At 68.3% G+C, this 16,962-nt stretch carries 14 protein-coding genes and 1 other RNA gene; 10 read left to right on the top strand and 5 right to left on the bottom strand.

Going from position 1 to position 16,962, the window contains the following annotated elements; all coding sequences use genetic code 11:
- Positions 1–97: 97 nt before the first annotated feature.
- The 4 genes from ompA (at position 98) to ssrA (ending at position 2,723) form a co-directional block, all read left to right on the top strand.
- Positions 98–766: an outer membrane protein OmpA gene (gene ompA, locus CFB49_RS04750; RefSeq protein WP_050011546.1), complete on the top strand. Its 669-nt coding sequence runs from the start codon at positions 98–100 to the stop codon at positions 764–766.
- A gap of 144 nt (positions 767–910) precedes the next feature.
- On the top strand, positions 911–1,609 hold the full coding sequence (ubiG, locus tag CFB49_RS04745; RefSeq protein WP_089490791.1) for a bifunctional 2-polyprenyl-6-hydroxyphenol methylase/3-demethylubiquinol 3-O-methyltransferase UbiG: 699 nt from the start codon (positions 911–913) through the stop codon (positions 1,607–1,609).
- 13 nt (positions 1,610–1,622) lie between these two features.
- Positions 1,623–2,336, top strand: coding sequence for a phosphoglycolate phosphatase (gene gph / locus CFB49_RS04740; RefSeq protein WP_089490790.1), 714 nt, complete (start codon positions 1,623–1,625; stop codon positions 2,334–2,336).
- A gap of 17 nt (positions 2,337–2,353) precedes the next feature.
- Positions 2,354–2,723, top strand: a transfer-messenger RNA (tmRNA) gene (gene ssrA, locus CFB49_RS04735).
- A 282-nt stretch (positions 2,724–3,005) separates the two neighbouring features.
- On the opposite strand, the gene CFB49_RS04730 is transcribed toward ssrA, so the two are convergent.
- The 3 genes from CFB49_RS04730 to CFB49_RS04720 all read right to left on the bottom strand — a co-directional run bounded on the left by CFB49_RS04730 (position 3,006) and on the right by CFB49_RS04720 (position 5,192).
- Positions 3,006–3,359 carry a DUF4148 domain-containing protein gene (locus CFB49_RS04730; RefSeq protein WP_069621083.1) on the bottom strand — a complete coding sequence of 118 codons (354 nt, stop codon included), beginning with the start codon at positions 3,357–3,359 and terminating at the stop codon, positions 3,006–3,008.
- Positions 3,360–3,714: 355 nt separating this feature from the next.
- A complete protein-coding gene (locus CFB49_RS04725) occupies positions 3,715–3,984 on the bottom strand; it encodes a hypothetical protein (protein ID WP_050011550.1) in 270 nt (89 codons plus the stop codon).
- 101 nt (positions 3,985–4,085) lie between these two features.
- Complete coding sequence (locus CFB49_RS04720; protein WP_089490789.1) at positions 4,086–5,192, bottom strand: substrate-binding domain-containing protein; 1,107 nt, start codon at positions 5,190–5,192, stop codon at positions 4,086–4,088.
- Between the two features lie 131 nt (positions 5,193–5,323).
- Here CFB49_RS04720 and CFB49_RS04715 point away from each other — a divergent pair, with 131 nt between their 5' ends.
- The 4 genes from CFB49_RS04715 to CFB49_RS04700 are packed head-to-tail and all read left to right on the top strand — an operon-like array spanning position 5,324 to position 10,626.
- On the top strand, positions 5,324–5,824 hold the full coding sequence (locus tag CFB49_RS04715; protein WP_069621085.1) for an NAD(P)H-dependent oxidoreductase subunit E: 501 nt from the start codon (positions 5,324–5,326) through the stop codon (positions 5,822–5,824).
- Positions 5,821–7,398 (top strand): formate dehydrogenase beta subunit, encoded by a 1,578-nt coding sequence (locus CFB49_RS04710; RefSeq protein ID WP_089434703.1) that lies wholly within the window; start codon positions 5,821–5,823, stop codon positions 7,396–7,398. The genes CFB49_RS04715 and CFB49_RS04710 overlap by 4 nt, the downstream gene beginning before the upstream one ends.
- A gap of 17 nt (positions 7,399–7,415) precedes the next feature.
- Entirely contained in the window at positions 7,416–10,367 is a 2,952-nt protein-coding gene (fdhF, locus tag CFB49_RS04705) for a formate dehydrogenase subunit alpha (protein ID WP_089490788.1), read from the top strand.
- A gap of 7 nt (positions 10,368–10,374) precedes the next feature.
- Positions 10,375–10,626, top strand: a complete 252-nt coding sequence (locus tag CFB49_RS04700; protein ID WP_069621088.1) for a formate dehydrogenase subunit delta — start codon at positions 10,375–10,377, stop codon at positions 10,624–10,626.
- A gap of 8 nt (positions 10,627–10,634) precedes the next feature.
- Here CFB49_RS04700 and CFB49_RS04695 read toward each other — a convergent pair whose 3' ends face one another.
- Entirely contained in the window at positions 10,635–12,281 is a 1,647-nt protein-coding gene (locus CFB49_RS04695; protein ID WP_089490787.1) for an FAD-dependent monooxygenase, read from the bottom strand.
- A 130-nt stretch (positions 12,282–12,411) separates the two neighbouring features.
- Here CFB49_RS04695 and CFB49_RS04690 point away from each other — a divergent pair, with 130 nt between their 5' ends.
- Positions 12,412–14,247: a tetratricopeptide repeat protein gene (locus CFB49_RS04690; RefSeq protein WP_409996491.1), complete on the top strand. Its 1,836-nt coding sequence runs from the start codon at positions 12,412–12,414 to the stop codon at positions 14,245–14,247.
- A gap of 81 nt (positions 14,248–14,328) precedes the next feature.
- On the opposite strand, the gene CFB49_RS04685 is transcribed toward CFB49_RS04690, so the two are convergent.
- Positions 14,329–15,624 carry an MFS transporter gene (locus tag CFB49_RS04685; RefSeq protein ID WP_089434698.1) on the bottom strand — a complete coding sequence of 432 codons (1,296 nt, stop codon included), beginning with the start codon at positions 15,622–15,624 and terminating at the stop codon, positions 14,329–14,331.
- Positions 15,625–15,977: 353 nt separating this feature from the next.
- On the opposite strand from CFB49_RS04685, the gene CFB49_RS04680 reads away from it, so the two are divergent.
- Positions 15,978–16,913 (top strand): hypothetical protein, encoded by a 936-nt coding sequence (locus CFB49_RS04680; protein WP_179234860.1) that lies wholly within the window; start codon positions 15,978–15,980, stop codon positions 16,911–16,913.
- Positions 16,914–16,962 lie beyond the last annotated feature (49 nt).

Here is a 16,962-nt window from a genome sequence, read left to right as displayed (position 1 = left end):
GTGCCGCACCAATGTTATACTTCGAGCAATGTATGACTTGTCACCGTCAACAGGCTCGCAGTAAACCTGCGGTAATCTCAATTTCGAGAGGAGAAATATGAATAAACTTTCAAAGCTCGCGTTCATTGCAGCTACCGCAGTTATGGCTGCATCCGCTTCGGCACAGTCGGTGCCGGCGTCGCGTCAAGCCGTCAATGACAACTGGGTGAACGGCACGGGCGAATGGGTGTGGATGAACGGCACGAACGAGCTCTGCTGGCGCGATGCATTCTGGACGCCGGCCACCGCCAACGCGAAGTGCGATGGCGCACTGGTCGCCCAGGCACCGCAGCCGCCGGTCGCTCCGGTCGCTCCGGCCATCACGAGCCAGAAGATCACGTATCAAGCTGACGCGCTGTTCGACTTCGACAAGGCAACGCTCAAGCCGCTGGGCAAGCAAAAGCTGGACGAACTGTCGTCGAAGATCCAGGGCATGAACACGGAAGTGGTCGTCGCAACGGGCTACACGGACCGCATCGGTTCGGACAAGTACAACGACCGTCTGTCGCTGCGCCGTGCGCAAGCCGTGAAGTCGTACCTGGTCAGCAAGGGTGTGCCGGCCAACAAGATCTACACGGAAGGCAAGGGCAAGCGCAACCCGGTTACGACCGGCTGCAACCAGAAGAACCGCAAGCAACTCATCGCCTGCCTCGCACCGGACCGCCGCGTGGAAGTCGAAGTGGTCGGTACGCAAGAAGTCCAGAAGACGACCGTTCCGGCAAACTAAGCCGCGGTTTTCGACTGCTTCAAAGCCCCGCTCCGGCGGGGCTTTTTCATTGACGCCCGTCCAGGCGCTCGCTGGCCTCGCCGTCCGCCCGCTTATATACTCGGGGCTGACGCACTGCCCTCCTCTCGTAGCCCGTTTGCCGACATGACCAACGCCGATCCGCACGAACTCCAGAAATTCAGCGACCTCGCCCATCGGTGGTGGGACCCGAATGCCGAATTCAAACCGCTGCACGACCTGAACCCGGTACGGCTCGGCTGGATCGACGCACATGCGCATCTGGCCGGCAAGCGCGTGCTCGACATCGGCTGCGGCGGCGGCATCCTGTCCGAGTCGATGGCCGGACTCGGTGCGCAGGTGAAAGGCATCGACCTGTCGACCGAAGCGCTCGGCGTGGCCGACCTGCACAGTCTCGAAAGCGGCATTTCGGTCGATTACGAGGCGATCGCCGCCGAAGCGATCGCCGCGCGCGAACCGGGCAGCTACGACGTCGTCACGTGCATGGAGATGCTCGAGCACGTGCCGTCGCCCGGCGATATCGTGGCCGCGTGCGCGACCCTCGTGAAGCCGGGCGGCTGGGTGTTCTTCTCGACGCTGAACCGCAACCTGAAGTCCTACCTGTTCGCGGTGATCGGCGCGGAATACATCGCACAAATGCTGCCGAAGGGCACGCACGATTACGCGCGCTTCATCCGCCCGTCGGAACTGGCCGGCTTCGTCCGCGCGACGGATCTGCACATCGTCGAGATCAAGGGCATCACGTATCATCCGATCGGCAAGCGCTTCGCGCTGTCGAACGATACCGACATCAACTACCTCGTCGCATGCCGACGCGGCGCATGACCTGTTGACCGGCATGACGACTCCCCTTTCGACCGCGCGGATCGCAGAAGAACCGCGCCTGCTGCACTGCGATGCGGTCCTGTTCGATCTGGACGGCACGCTCGCCGACACGGCGCCCGATCTCGCGGCCGCCGTCAACAAGATGCAGCGCGAGCGCGGCCTGCCCGAAACGTCGCTCGACGTGCTGCGGCCGCTGGCCTCGGCGGGCGCGCGCGGCCTGCTCGGCGGCGCGTTCGGCATCGACCCGCACACGCCCGGCTACGAAGCGATGCGCGACGAGTTCCTGGCCAACTACGCAGCCGACCTCTGCGTGCACACGACGCTGTTTCCCGGCATCGGCGACGTGCTCGACGAACTCGATGCGCGCGGCGTACGCTGGGGCATCGTCACGAACAAGGCGATGCGGCTCACGGCACCGCTCGTCGAGCTGCTGGGCCTCGCGCCGCGCGCGGCCTGCGTCGTCGGGGGCGACACAACGCCGCACCCGAAGCCGCATCCGGCCCCGTTGCTGCATGCGGCCGACCAGTTGACGCTCGAGCCCGCGCGTATCGTCTACGTCGGCGACGACCTGCGGGACATTCAGGCCGGCAGCGCCGCCGGCATGGCCACCGTCGCAGCTGCGTACGGCTATTGCGGCGACGGCGTCGCGCCGGCCAATTGGCAGGCGCAGCACCTCGTCGACACGACGCAGGAACTGCGGGACCTGCTGCGCGATGTTGGGCTATAATGGTTGATCTTATCCGCGGGGGCGACCTGGTTTCGACAGGGGTTGTGAAGCGGCTAGGGCATGTCGAGGACCCGTCACCTCGTTAATCAATGGGAAAATCGTAACTGCAAACGACGATACGTTCGCACTGGCAGCCTAAGGGCCGCCGTCCTCTGCCTAGTTCACTGACGGGCTAGTGTCGCAAGACCGGTAGCAATACCGCCAGAGGTCATTTACGTCAGTTAAGCCCTGTCGGCGTCGCGACGCCGGGGTCGAAAATCTAGCGAATCGCCGTAGTGCAGCGTGTTCGTCCGCGTCGCTGCGGTTAAATCAAAAGACTGGACTAAACATGTAGAACTAGTCGTGGAGCGCTTCTGGACGCGGGTTCGATTCCCGCCGCCTCCACCAAATTCCGCGCTCGTCGCACGAACCCCGCATGACGCAAGTCTGCGGGGTTTTTTGTTGCCGGCGAAACGCGCACGCCCCACTCCTTCCGAAAAAGCGCCCAGCCACGGGCGGGCCGGGGGGAATGCCGCCGGTGTTCGGCGGCCGGAGGTGACGGATGTTCTGCCGCGCCCGCGCCATCATCGATTGCGCCGGGCGGCGGCCAGCCCGGTGGTCAGGCTTCGGGCAGCGCGCGATGCATCGCCGCGCCGGGGCCCGCGCCGCCGATACCGGGCGATGTGCAGCTTAGCTGCCGCGGTACAGCGACTTCATTTCTTCCGCGCTGGCCGGGCGCACGCCCATTGCGCGCGAACCCGACGCCGATGCGCCCTGTGCCTGCGCACCGTAGCCGCTGGCGTCGGCGCCGCGAGCTTGAGCGAGCGCACTGCGCTGCTGCTCCGCGACACGCGCCGTGGCGGCCTGGATCGCTTCCGGATAATGCGGATCCTCGCCGCGGGCGGTGTTGTAACCGGCCTGCTGGAGTTGAACCAGTTCGGCACGGACCTGCGCACGGGTGATCGTCGAACCCGACTGGGCGAACGACGCGACCGGAGCAACGAGAGCGGCAGCAACGACAACGGCTTGAACGAGCGACTTCATGATGACCTACCTCCAGATTTGTCTGATTCGGCGGTGAACACCTTGATCAGCGCCGACAAACCGAAGTTTATGTAGGTGGATGCTTAAGAATAAGGCAGGTTTCAGGAAGACATCCTTCCTGATTTACGGGTTAACCCTTAATCGCTGTCGGCACGGCCACGTGGGCGGACGGCCGCTTCGTTCGTCCCGCGTTACATGAACGCTCGCCGAAAAGCACGAGCCCCGCGAAGCGGCGGGCTTCGCGGGGCTCGAATCACGCGGGATCGGAGCGCAACGCACGCAGCGTCCGCCAGTTGATCAGGCCGCGGCGTAGAAGAGACGCCCCGCTCTCTGGCGCCGATACGCTGCCTGCCCGTTACCGGGTATCCATCGGGCACTTCAGGTTGCAGCCGTTCGGATCGCCCAGGTCACCCTTGCGCCGCAATGCCGACTTCTTGCCGCTCTGGTATTTCTCCGACGGCGCCGACGCCGCGAACGGCATCTGCGGATGTTCGTTCAAGCGGAACTGTTCGCTCAGGATGCCGCCGGGCACACCCGGGGAATTCTGCGCGAACGCAAACGGCGAAGCGACGACCAGCAGCCCCGCGGTCAACGCTGCCGCGGCAAGAGGAACGGAAAATTTCATGTCGGGATGACGCCTGAACGGCGTGCTTGTTGGAACGTTGATCGAGCGGCAAGCGTAGCGCAAATCCCCCGCTGCTGCAGCGCGCTTCGATCGCCGTCTCGTTACCGGGAATTGCCGTCCGTCGCGCGCGCGCCGTCGCCGCCGGCCAGCCCGGTCGCGACGGGTTCCAGCGCGCCGCACGCGGCCGGATCGTAGCCGTCGAGACGCGCGACGCGCTCGACGAAGCGGGCGTCGCGCAACAGCGCCAGCACGTCGGCCAGCGGCCGCACATCGAGCCGCGCGCGTTCGCATGCGAAGTAATAGTCTTCATCGACGACCGGGATGAAGTCGAGCCCGAAATGACGGGCGGCCGGCTCGACGCCGAAACCGAGATCGGCCATGCCGCTCGCGACGAACGCCGCGATCGCCGAATGCGTGAGCTCAGCGGACGCATAGCCGTCGATGCGCTCCGGATCGATGCCGATCGCGCGCAACGCGAGATCGAGCAGCATCCGCGTGCCCGACCCCGGCTGGCGGTTGACGAAGCGGATGTCGTTGCGTGCCAGATCCGCCAGCCCGCGGACCTGCTTCGGGTTGCCGCGCGGGACGAACAGCCCCTGCTGGCGGCGCGTCAGGTGGATCAGCACGTGGCGCGTGTCGTCGAGCCAGGGCCGGTAGATTTGCGCGCACTGCGCGCGAAACGCGCCGCGCGGCAAATGGAAGCCGGCGAGGTCGCATTCGCCACGCGCGAGCGCCTGCACGGCCTCGACGCTCTCGCGGTATTTGATGTCGACGGCCGCCTGCGCATCGACGAGCGCGGAGACGAGCGTCGCCACCGCATACCCGTGCGACGCATGAATGCGCACGGCGCCGTCGCGCTGCGCGAGCCGCCGGTTCAACTCGCTGGCCACCTCGGCCGCCAGCGTGCGCAGGTTTCCGTCGAGGCGGCTGCGCGCAAGGCGCTGCGCATCGACGACCGCCTGCCCGAGCGCCGACAACGTCGAACCCTTGCCACGCGCGGTCTCGATCAACTCGCCGCCGATGCACGACTCCAGCGCGCGGAGCATGCCCCACGCGTGCCGGTACGACAGCCCCTTGGCTTGCGCGGCCTGCGCGATGCTGCCCGTCTCGGCCACGAGCTCCAGCAGCGGCGCGACGTCGGAGAGGCTGGCCGACCGGCCTTCGGTGTCGCGTACGGTCAGATACGCGTCGCATTCGATCCGAATCAATTATGCACTCCGATTTCCTATTGCGACCGCGGAATCTTCCGCTTATCGTTGGCTAAAATCAATCAGAACGAAGTCCCGCTGCGCACTATATGAATTCCTAGCGCATATGAGACTTTGGAGGAGCATAACCGATGTCCCCGAATTCCCCTGCGCCCGACGCGCTCGTCGAGCGCCATGCGCGCGCCGGCCGGTCGCTCGTCGCGATCCTGCATGCGATCCAGGACGACGCGGGCTACGTGCCGCCGGGCTGCGTCGCGCCGCTCGCCAAAGCGCTGAACCTGTCGCGCGCGGAAGTGCACGGCGTCCTGACCTACTACCACCATTTCCGCACCGCGCCGCCCGCGCGCGTGACGATCCAGATGTGTCGCGCCGAAGCGTGCCGCAGCATGGGCTGCGAAACGCTCGCCGCCCACGCGGAAGCCCGCACGGGCTGCCGGTTCGACGCCGCGCACGGCGACGGGGCCGCGGGCCACACGCCGGACGACGTCGCGCTCGAATCGGTCTACTGCCTCGGACTGTGCGCGCAATCGCCGTCGATGACGGTCAACGGCGTGCTCCATGCGAAGGTCACGCCGGAGAAGTTCGACGTGCTGCTGGCCGACGCGGTCGCCCACACGCCGGAGGCCGCATGACGACCCGCATCTACGTTCCGCGCGATTCGTCCGCGCTGGCGCTCGGCGCCGACGCGCTCGCCGCCGCGATCGCGGCCGAAGCCGAACGACGCGGCGTCGCGATCGAACTGGTCCGCAACGGTTCGCGCGGGCTGCTGTGGCTCGAGCCGCTCGTCGAGGTCGGGACGGCCGCGGGCCGCGTCGGCTATGCGAACCTGTCGGCCGCCGACGTGCCGGCCCTGTTCGACGCCAACTGGCTCGACGGCGGCGCGCATCCGAGCGGCGTCGGCCTCGTCGACGCGCTGCCCTATCTGGCGCGCCAGCAGCGGCTCACGTTCGCGCGGATCGGCCTGACCGATCCGCTGTCGATCGACGACTACCTGCAACACGACGGCCTCGCCGGCCTGAAGAACGCCCTGGCGCTCGACGGCGACGCCGCATGCGAAGCGCTGATCGAGTCGGGGCTGCGCGGCCGCGGCGGCGCGGCGTTCCCGGCCGGCATCAAGTGGCGTACCGTGCGGCAAGCCCGCGCCGCGCAGAAATACATCGTCTGCAACGCGGACGAAGGCGACTCGGGCACGTTCTCCGACCGCCTGCTGATGGAATGCGATCCGTATTGCCTGATCGAAGGGATGATCATCGCGGGTGTCGCCACCGGCGCGACGGTCGGCTACATCTACGTGCGCAGCGAATACCCGCACGCGATCGCCATGCTCGAAGCCGCGATCGTCCGCGCGCGCGAAGCCGGCTGGCTCGGCGAGCACGTGCTCGGCTCCGCGCACGCGTTCGAGCTGCACGTCGCGAAAGGCGCGGGCTCGTACGTATGCGGCGAGGAAACGGCGCTGCTCGAATCGCTCGAGGGCAAGCGCGGCGTCGTGCGCGCGAAGCCGCCGCTGCCCGCGCTCGCGGGCCTGTTCGGCCAGCCGACCGTCATCAACAACGTGATCACGCTCGCGACGGCGCCCGTGATCTTCGCGCGCGGCGCCGCGTTCTATCGCGACTACGGGATGGGCCGCTCGCGCGGCACGCTGCCGTTCCAGCTTGCCGGCAACATCCGTCACGGCGGCCTCGTCGAGCTCGCGTTCGGCGTCACGCTGCGCGAGCTGCTGTTCGACTTCGGCGGCGGCACGGCCAGCGGCCGGCCGGCCCGCGCCGCGCAGGTCGGCGGCCCGCTCGGCACCTACCTGCCCGACCACCAGTGGGACGTGCCGCTCGACTACGAAGCGTACACGGCGATCGGCGCGGTGGTCGGCCACGGCGGCATCGTGCTGCACGACGACACGTCGAATCTCGCCGAGCTGGCCGAATACGCGATGAAGTTCTGCGCAATCGAATCGTGCGGCAAGTGCACGCCGTGCCGGATCGGTTCGACGCGCGGCGTCGAGACGATCGCGCGGATTCGCCGCGGCGACACGTCGGAGCGGCAGGTCACGCTGTTGCGCGACCTGTGCGACACGATGCTGGCCGGTTCGCTGTGCGCGATGGGCGGCATGACGCCGTACCCGGTGCTGTCCGCGCTCGACCATTTCCCCGAAGATTTCGGGCTCGCTGCCGGCAAGGATGCCGCGTCGGGCCCGGTCAAGGCCGCGGCCTGACCCAGAAGGAGCCCTGCATGTCCCTCGACACGAACAACGTCCGCCAAGGCGGCTGCGGCTCGGGCCAATGCGCGTGCAAGAGCGCCGCCCAGGCGCGCGCACGCGATCCGCACGACGATACCGACTACGGCACGCCGCAACGGTACGCCGATACCGACGTCACGCTCGAAATCGACGGCCAGCCGGTCACGGTGCCGGCCGGCACGTCGGTGATGCGCGCGGCGATCGAAGCCGGCGTCAACGTCCCGAAGCTGTGCGCGACCGATTCGCTCGAACCGTTCGGCTCGTGCCGGCTGTGCCTCGTCGAGATCGAAGGCCGGCGCGGTTATCCGGCATCGTGCACGACGCCCGCCGAAGCCGGCATGAAGGTGCGCACGCAGTCGGACCGGCTGCAGTCGCTGCGCCGCAACGTGATGGAGCTGTACATCTCCGATCACCCGCTCGACTGCCTCACCTGCCCGGCCAACGGCGACTGCGAGTTGCAGGACATGGCCGGCGTGGTCGGGCTGCGCGAAGTGCGCTACGGCAACGACTGCGCCAATCACCTGAAGGACACGAAGGACGAATCGAATCCGTACTTCACGTACGATCCGTCGAAGTGCATCGTCTGCAACCGCTGCGTGCGCGCGTGCGAGGAAACGCAAGGCACGTTCGCGCTGACGATCGCCGCGCGCGGCTTCGAATCGCGTGTCGCCGCCGGCGAAAGCGAATCGTTCATGGCGTCGGAATGCGTGTCGTGCGGCGCATGCGTCGCAGCATGCCCGACGGCCACGCTGCAGGAAAAATCCGTCGTGCAGCTCGGGCAGGCCGAGCACTCGGTCGTCACGACCTGCGCGTACTGCGGCGTCGGCTGCTCGTTCAAGGCCGAGATGAAGGGCACGCAGGTCGTGCGCATGACGCCGTACAAGAACGGCCTCGCGAACGAAGGCCACGCGTGCGTGAAGGGGCGCTTCGCGTGGGGCTATGCGACGCACAAGGACCGCATCACGAAGCCGATGATCCGCGAGAAGATCACCGACCCGTGGCGCGAAGTGAGCTGGGACGAAGCCCTCACCTACGCGGCGACGCAATTCCGCAAGCTGCAGCAGAAGTACGGCCGCGATTCGATCGGCGGGATCACGTCGTCGCGCTGCACGAACGAGGAAACCTATCTCGTGCAGAAGCTCGTGCGCGCCGCGTTCGGCAACAACAACGTCGATACCTGCGCACGCGTGTGCCACTCGCCGACCGGCTATGGCCTCAAGACGACGCTCGGCGAATCGGCCGGCACGCAGACGTTCGCATCGGTCGGCCAGGCCGACGTGATCGTCGTGATGGGCGCGAACCCGACCGACGGTCATCCGGTGTTCGGCTCGCGACTGAAGCGGCGCGTGCGCGAAGGCGCGAAGCTGATCGTGATCGACCCGCGCCGCATCGACGTCGTCGACGGCCCGCACGTGAAGGCCACGCATCATCTGCAGTTGCGCCCGGGCACCAACGTCGCGATCGTCAACGCACTGGCGCACGTGATCGTCACCGAAGGGCTGGTGGCCGACGCATTCGTCGCCGAGCGCTGCGACACGCGCGCGTTCGAGCAATGGCGCGACTTCGTCGCGCAGGCAGACAATTCGCCCGAGGCGACCGCGGACGTGACGGGCGTGCCGGCCGGGTTGGTGCGCGAGGCCGCGCGCCTGTACGCGACGGGCGGCAACGCCGCGATCTACTACGGCCTGGGCGTCACCGAACACGCGCAAGGCTCGACGACGGTGATGGGCATCGCGAACCTCGCGATGGCGACCGGCAACGTCGGCCGCGAAGGCGTCGGCGTCAATCCGCTGCGTGGTCAGAACAACGTGCAGGGTTCGTGCGACATGGGCTCGTTCCCGCACGAACTGCCCGGCTACCGACACATCAGCGACGAGGTCGTGCGCACGCAGTTCGAACAGGCCTGGTCGGCCACGCTGCAGCCGGAGCCGGGGCTGCGCATCCCGAACATGTTCGACGCGGCGCTCGACGGCAGCTTCAAGGGGCTTTACTGCCAGGGCGAGGACATCGTCCAGTCGGACCCGAACACGCAGCACGTCGCGGCCGCGCTGTCGGCGATGGAATGCATCGTCGTGCAGGACATCTTCCTGAACGAAACCGCGAAATACGCGCACGTGCTGCTGCCGGGCTCGACGTTCCTCGAAAAGGACGGCACGTTCACGAACGCGGAGCGCCGGATCTCGCGCGTGCGCAAGGTGATGCCGCCGCTCGCGGGCTACGCGGACTGGGAAGTCACGCTGCTGCTGTCGCAGGCGCTCGGCTACGACATGCACTACGCGCATCCGTCGGAAATCATGGACGAGATCGCACGGCTCACGCCGACCTTCTCGGGCGTGTCGTACGAGAAGCTCGACGCGCTCGGCAGCATCCAGTGGCCGTGCAACGAACACGCGCCGGAAGGCACGCCGACCATGCACATCGACACGTTCGTGCGCGGCAAGGGCCGGTTCGTGATCACCAAGTTCATTCCGACGCCGGAGAAAGTCACGCAGCGCTATCCGCTGATCCTGACGACGGGCCGCATCCTGTCGCAATACAACGTCGGCGCGCAGACGCGCCGAACCGAAAACGTCCGATGGCATGAAGAGGATCGGCTCGAGATCCATCCGCACGACGCGCAGGATCGCGGGATCCGCACCGGCGACTGGGTCGGCATCGAATCGCGCGCGGGGCAGACGGTGCTGCGCGCGCTCGTGACGGAGCGCATGCAGCCGGGCGTCGTGTACACGACGTTCCACTTCCCTGAATCGGGCGCGAACGTGATCACGACGGACAGCTCCGACTGGGCGACCAACTGCCCCGAATACAAGGTCACGGCCGTGCAGGTGATGCCGGTTGCGCAGCCGTCCGACTGGCAGCGCGCGTACGCGCGCTTCAACTCGGAGCAGCTCGACCTGCTCGAGCGCCGCGCGGCCGCGCCGGCCGCCGTGACGACAGGCAAGTGAGGCAATCATGGACCACGACCACCTGATCGACATGGCCAACCAGATCGGCGCGTTCTTCGAATCGATGCCCGATCGCGACGAAGCGCTGGCCGGCATCGCCGAGCATATCCGGCGCTTCTGGGAGCCGCGGATGCGTCGGGCGTTGCTCGCCGCGCTCGACGACCCGTCGAGCGAAGCCGGACGACGCGCGGCGCCGATCGTGCGCGACGCGATCGCCACGCATCGCGCGTCGCTCGCCCCTGCCGCGGCGCCCGCCTGAGCGCGCGGCTACGCGGATACCGGCATGCCCGCGAACCAGCTTTCGCAGTGGCGCAGCAACGCGTTCGCGTCGGTCGCCGTGCGCCCGCGCGCGGCGACATAGCCGTCGGGCCGCAGCAGATAGAACGACGGCCGCGAGCGGCCGTATTCCTGCGCGAGCCCCGCCGCACCGTCGCCTTCGGCATCGGCGACGCGCCACGCGCGCACCGCTTCCGGCATGATCCGTTCGAGCCCCTGCACGAGCGCTTGCGCATCGGCCGGGATCGGCGGCACCTCGCCGGCGTCGGTATTCGCCGGCTCTTCCAGCAGCAACAGCGTGAAACTCGCCGGATCGTGAAGATCGTATAGCCGCGCCGTGCCGGGCGCGCGACCGAGCGGCCCGTCGAGCACGTGCACGAGTGCATCGGGCGCGCGCTCGCCCGCGCGCGGGCCGCCGTCGAGCACGCGCTCGAGCGTGAGCGGACTCTTCCGGTACTGCACGCCGAGTTCGCTCACCGTGCGCCTGACCGCGTCGCGCATCGGCCCGAACGACGCGAGCAGCGGCACGACGTGATCACGCAACAGCTTCATCGCACCGCGCTCGGCTTCGACGACCTGCGTGACGAAACCGGTCTGCCGCAACACGTCGCGCTCGATCGGATGGCGCTCCGCGTGATACGTGTCGAGCAACCGCTCGGGCGCGCCTGCGCGGAGGACACGTGCAAGCTTCCAGCCGAGGTTGAACGCCTCCTGGATGCCGGTATTCATGCCCTGCGCGCCGGCCGGGCTGTGGACGTGCGCGGCGTCGCCCGCGAAAAACACGCGGCCGTGACGCAGCCGGTCGACCATCCGGCTGTGCAGATGGAAATAGGACGACCACGCGAGATCGCTCGGCGAGATCGATGCGCCGACGCGCGCGCGGACGATTGCGTCGCATTCGTCGAGCGACGGCGGCGCCGCGTCGGGCGATGCGCCGCTGCCGGGCGGCCGGTCCGCGACGAGCCGATAACGGCCGCCGCCCATCGGAAACAGGCCCGCGATGCCCGCGGGCGTCGTGAACAGATGGATCTCCTCGTCCGGCCAGTCGGGTATCGCCGCGAAATCGGCCAGCAGGAAAGTCTGTTCGAACGCATGCCCGGGAAAGCCCAGGCCGAGCAGGTGCCTGACCGTGCTGTGCGCGCCGTCGGCGGCAATCAGGTACGACGGGGCGAACGACTCGTCGCGGCCGTCGGCGCGGCGCAACGTCACGTCGAGCGACGTGCCGCCCGCGTCGCACGCGGTCAGCGCCGTACCGCGTTCGACGGTCACGCCCATCCCGGCCAGGTGCTCGGCGAGCAGCCGCTCGGTGATGCTCTGGTCGAGAAACATCAGATACGGATAGCGCGTTTGCAGCGGATCGAAATCGAGCCGCGCGATCACGCGACCGTCGGCATGCAGCTCCGCCGCATGTGCGCGATGGCCGAGCGCGAGAAACGGTTCGACCGCGCGATGCTGCTCCAGCAGTTCGAGCGTGCGCGCCTGGATGCCGATCGCACGCGAGAACGGCGCGGGCGCGACGAGACGATCGATGATGCGCACCGGCACGCGGGCCCGCGCGAGGCTCATCGCCGCGGCAAGGCCGGTCGGCCCCGCGCCGACGATCAGCACGGGCGGGATATCGGATAGTGTGTCAGCCATGGAGACCTCGATGACACGCGACCCTGCCAGTCTACGCCGCTCCGCGTGACGGGGCCATATGCCAACCGGCCGATGCGCGGCCTCGCCGCGCGGTGTGGGAAAATACGCGCTTTCCGCCCCTTTTCGCGTCATGGATTCCGCATTCGACCGGGCGTACGCCGCGCATCGCGCGGGCCGCCTCGCCGAGGCCGAGCACGGCTATCGCCACGCGCTCGCCTCCAACCCCGCCGACGCCGACGCACTGCACCTGTTCGGCGTGCTGCGGCACCAGCAGGGCCAGCACGCCGAGGCAGCCGATCTCGTCGGCCGCGCCGTCGCGCTGCGTCCGGACGATGCCGCGCTGCAGCTCAATCTCGGCAACGCGTTGAAAGCGCTCGGCCGGCTCGACGAAGCGATCGACCGCTTCCGCAACGCGCTGACGCTCGCGCCCGAATTTCCGCTCGCGCACTACAACCTCGGCAACGCATATGCGGCGCTGCAGCGTCACGACGATGCGATCGACGCGTTCGGCCGTGCGCTGCGGCTCACGCCCGACGACGCGTCGATCCACAATAATCTCGGCAACGCGCTGAACGCGCTCGGCCGCCACGACGACGCGCTCGCCGCGTTCGGTCGCGCGCTCGAGCTCCGGCCCGGGCATGCGGGCGCGCACAACAACCTCGCGATGGCGCTAAGCGCGATGGGTCGCGCCGACGATGCGATCGCGCACTTCCAGGCCGCGATCGCCGCGCAGCCGCGGTTCGTCGCCGCGCATTTCAATCTCGGCAACACGTTCGATGCGATCGGCCGGCATGCCGAGGCAGCCGCGGCGTTCGAAGCCGCGCTCGCGCTGCACCCGCCGTTTCCGCTCGCGCTGTTCGGGCTCGCGAATGCACTCTGCGCGCAAGCGCGCCACCGCGACGCGCTGCCCTACTACGAACGCGCCGTCGGGCTCGATCCGTCGTTCGGGCTCGCCTGGCTGAATCTCGGCAACGCACATCACGCGCTCGGCGCGCACGAGATGGCGCTGCGCGCATTCGACCAGGCGCTGCGCGTCGCGCCCGATCTCACGCTCGCACGGCTGCATCGCGCGGTCACGCTGCTGACGCTGCGCGACTTCACGCGCGGCCTGCCCGCGTACGAAGCGCGCCACGAGACGCCCGGCGCGACGCCGCTCGGCGCACTGCCGCGCTGGCAAGGCGAGCCGATTGCGGCGCGCACGCTGCTGATCCGCGCGGAACAGGGGTTCGGCGACACCCTGCAGTTCGTCCGCTTCGTGCCGCAGGTGCGCGCACGCTGCGCGCGCGTCGTCCTCGAAGTCCAGCCGGAACTCGTCGCGCTGCTGACGCCGGCCGCGTCGCGCTGGCGCGTGACGCTCGTCCCGCAAGACGCGGCGAAGCCGCCCGCCGCGGACGTCGCCTGCACGCTGATGAGCCTGCCGTTCCTGCTCGGGCTTCAGCCGGAAGACATCGTCGGCTCCCGCTACCTCGACGCGCCCGACGGCGCCCGGCGGCGCTTTCGCGGCTCGCTCGGCGGGCAGTCGAAGCGCAAGTTCGGCCTCGCGTGGTCGGGGCGCCGGCAGGCGCAGGAAAACCGCTCGATGCCGTTCGACGCGCTCGCGCCGCTACTCGCGCTGCCGGACATCGACTGGATCGTGTTGCAGCCCGCGCTCGACGACGACGAACGCGCGCGCGTCGACGCGCATCCGCGCGTGCATCGTCTCGATGGCCGGCTGAACGACTTTGCCGATACGGCCGCACTGATCGAGCGCCTCGACGGCGTCGTCACGATCGACACGGCGGTCGCGCACCTCACGGGTGCGCTCGGCAAGCCGCTGTGGGTCATGCTGCCGTTCGCGGCCGACTGGCGCTGGTTCACCGGCGGCGACTGCCCGTGGTACGCGCACGCCAGAATCGCCCGTCAGCCTGCGCCGGGCGCGTGGCCCGACGTGGCGGCCGCGGTGGCCGACATGCTGCGCGAAGCATGACCGCAAACGAACAAGGGAGCGCAATGCGCTCCCTTGTTCAAGGTGATCCGCGGCCGACGCCGCGCGCCATGCCGGCCGCCGTCACGCCGACTTGTACTGGTTGCGCGCGGCGGACGTGCGGTACAGCACGAGCGTCGCGATCAAGCCGCAGATCGCGGCCACACTCAGCCACAACCCCGGCGCCGCCTTGTTGCCCGTCTGGTGGATCAGCAGCGTCGAGATCGCCGGCGTGAAACCGCCGATCGTCGTGGCCAGGCTGTACGCGAGCGAGAAGCCGGCCGTTCGCACGTCGGCCGGCATCACTTCGGTCAGCGCGACGACCATCGCGCCGTTGTACGACGCGTACAGGAACGACAGCCACAGCTCGACCGCCAGCAGCCGCAGGAACGACGGATCGCCGACGAGCCACAGCACGGCCGGGTAAGCCGACAGCAGCGTCAGCACGGTGAACGCGATCAGCACCGGGCGGCGGCCGATGCGGTCGGACAGCGCACCGGACAGCGGCAGCCACACGAGATTCGAGATCCCGACGCAAACGGTCACGACGAGCGCGTCGAGCGACGACAGGTGCAGCACTTCCTTGCCGAAGGTCGGCGTGTACGCGGTAATCATGTAGAACGACACCGTCGTCATGATCACCATCCCCATGCCGGCCACCACGACGCCCCAGTTATCAAGCATCGAGCGCATGATCTCGCCCATCGTCGGGCGGTGGCGCTTCGCCAGGAATTCGTCGGTCTCCTTCAGCGAACGGCGGATCAGGAACAGGAACGGCACGATCAGGCAGCCGATCAGGAACGGAATGCGCCAGCCCCACGCGGTCATTTCCTCGACCGGCAACGCGCGGTTCAGCACGACACCGACGAACGCGGCGAACACGACGGCCACCTGCTGGCTGCCCGACTGCCACGACGTATAGAACCCCTTGTGGCCCTTCGTCGCGATCTCCGACAGGTAGACCGACACGCCGCCGAGTTCGACGCCCGCCGAGAAGCCCTGCAACAATCGGCCGAGCAGCACGAGTACCGGCGCGAGCACGCCGATCGTCGCATAGCCCGGTATCGCGGCCACCGCGAGCGTGCCGATCGCCATCAGCCCGAGCGTCAGGATCAGTCCTTTGCGGCGGCCGTGATGATCGATATACGCGCCGAGCACGATCGCGCCGACCGGTCGCATCAGGAAGCCGGCGCCGAATACCGACAGCGACAGCATCAGCGACGCGAACGCGTTGCCGCTCGGAAAGTACGTTTTCGCGATGGCCGACGCGTAATACCCGTAGACCATGAAGTCGTACATTTCCAGGAAGTTGCCGCTGACGACCCGGAACACGGTGCGGACTTTCGATTCCTGCGCGATGGCAGGCGACGCTGTGGACATGTCTTCTCGCTCAGCTCGGATGGCGCGAATACCGCGCCGCATGAATCCGGCGACGCGCGCCGCGCCGGGGCGGGCCGACGCGCACGGGCATCGCTGCCCACCGGCGGCACGGCGCGTAACGGCGCGCCGCCGGCATGATTCGCGAATCATGCCACGGCAAGCCGACATTTGCCTTGTAGCGGCCCCGTCACTGACGTCACGGTATCCGCCTCGTACAAGTCGCCCCGAAACGGGTACAAGAATCAGATCGATCTGATCGACCGACCTTCGCCGGCTGACCACAATGTCACGATTTGCGACGACATTTTCACGCCGCGCCGGCACGGTCGCCCGTGTCGCACGACGCCCCCGCCATGATCCCATCGCCCCTCGTCCCGGTCGAAGGCGCGCTTGCCCGCCCTCGCGCCACCCCGCTCGACCACGTCCCGCCGTTCGGCCGCGAATGGCGATTTCGCGGCGCACCCGGTGTAGGGCCCGCTCGGAACTGCCTTGCGACGCTGACGACATCCTGTATCGATGTCGAACGGCCGCACCATGCGTGCCAATGGCAGCCGCTCTCCATGGCGGCGGCGCTGCCGGCCTCGGCCGGGTTGCCGGTCACGCCGGCAGTCGTCCCCGGCCGGCGCTCGCGCCATCCGGCCCGCCGTCCTCGCGACCGGCGCGCGATGTACGCCGTCTGCTGGAGCATCGGCACACTCGGCATCATCGGCTGGCTGATCGGCGCATACGAGCCACCGGCGGGTTTCGGTCCCGCGCACGCGATTCAAGCCGCCGGCGGCCCGCTCGATCACGTCGCGACATCGAGGGGCCCCGTACGTGCCGCCGCGGCCGAATCGACCACGTCGACGAACACCATGCCGCAGCGCAAGGTCGCGACGCCTGACGCGAACACGACGGAATCGCCGCCCGCCACTCAGCGCCCCGCACCGCTTCATCCGCGAGCGACGGCCGACGTGCGGCATGCCGCCCCTGCTTCGCCACGTCGGGCAGTCGGCCAGCGCACGGCGAAAGCCTCGCCCCGCACACCGGTCATACCGAGGTTGGCTGGACATCCGCCGATCCAGCGCGCCGCGGGCGACACCGGCACACGCGATCGGCTCGCCCGGCCGCCGCGCATGGCAGACACGCGCGAGACGCGCGACTCGCTCGCCGATCCGGCCACGTTGATTGCCATCGCGAACGCGCTGCGCGCCACTCGGCCGGCGCACCCGAGCGCGGCCGGCGTCGACTGGACATCGCACCTGTCGCACCGCCGCGTGACCGACGTGCCGGACGCATTCGCGCATTGACGCCCGCCCAATAAAAAACCCGGCGAAGATCGCTTCGCCGGGTTTTCGC

The sequence above is a fragment of the Burkholderia sp. AU17457 genome (genome assembly GCF_002223255.1).
GTDB classification, from domain to species: domain Bacteria; phylum Pseudomonadota; class Gammaproteobacteria; order Burkholderiales; family Burkholderiaceae; genus Burkholderia; species Burkholderia sola.
This window is presented reverse-complemented; position numbering and strand designations above follow the sequence as displayed.

Bases quoted from the DNA above. Each gene is read 5' to 3' on its own strand.
- CFB49_RS04690 (WP_409996491.1), top strand. From the start codon at position 12,412: ATGGATTCCGCATTCGACCGGGCGTACGCCGCGCATCGCGCGGGCCGC.
- gph (WP_089490790.1), top strand. From the start codon at position 1,623: ATGACGACTCCCCTTTCGACCGCGCGGATCGCAGAAGAACCGCGCCTG.
- CFB49_RS04710 (WP_089434703.1), top strand. From the start codon at position 5,821: ATGACGACCCGCATCTACGTTCCGCGCGATTCGTCCGCGCTGGCGCTC.
- ompA (WP_050011546.1), top strand. From the start codon at position 98: ATGAATAAACTTTCAAAGCTCGCGTTCATTGCAGCTACCGCAGTTATG.
- ubiG (WP_089490791.1), top strand. From the start codon at position 911: ATGACCAACGCCGATCCGCACGAACTCCAGAAATTCAGCGACCTCGCC.
- CFB49_RS04695 (WP_089490787.1), bottom strand. From the start codon at position 12,281: ATGGCTGACACACTATCCGATATCCCGCCCGTGCTGATCGTCGGCGCG.
- CFB49_RS04730 (WP_069621083.1), bottom strand. From the start codon at position 3,359: ATGAAGTCGCTCGTTCAAGCCGTTGTCGTTGCTGCCGCTCTCGTTGCT.
- CFB49_RS04725 (WP_050011550.1), bottom strand. From the start codon at position 3,984: ATGAAATTTTCCGTTCCTCTTGCCGCGGCAGCGTTGACCGCGGGGCTG.
- CFB49_RS04715 (WP_069621085.1), top strand. From the start codon at position 5,324: ATGTCCCCGAATTCCCCTGCGCCCGACGCGCTCGTCGAGCGCCATGCG.
- CFB49_RS04685 (WP_089434698.1), bottom strand. From the start codon at position 15,624: ATGTCCACAGCGTCGCCTGCCATCGCGCAGGAATCGAAAGTCCGCACC.
- fdhF (WP_089490788.1), top strand. From the start codon at position 7,416: ATGTCCCTCGACACGAACAACGTCCGCCAAGGCGGCTGCGGCTCGGGC.
- CFB49_RS04680 (WP_179234860.1), top strand. From the start codon at position 15,978: ATGATCCCATCGCCCCTCGTCCCGGTCGAAGGCGCGCTTGCCCGCCCT.
- CFB49_RS04700 (WP_069621088.1), top strand. From the start codon at position 10,375: ATGGACCACGACCACCTGATCGACATGGCCAACCAGATCGGCGCGTTC.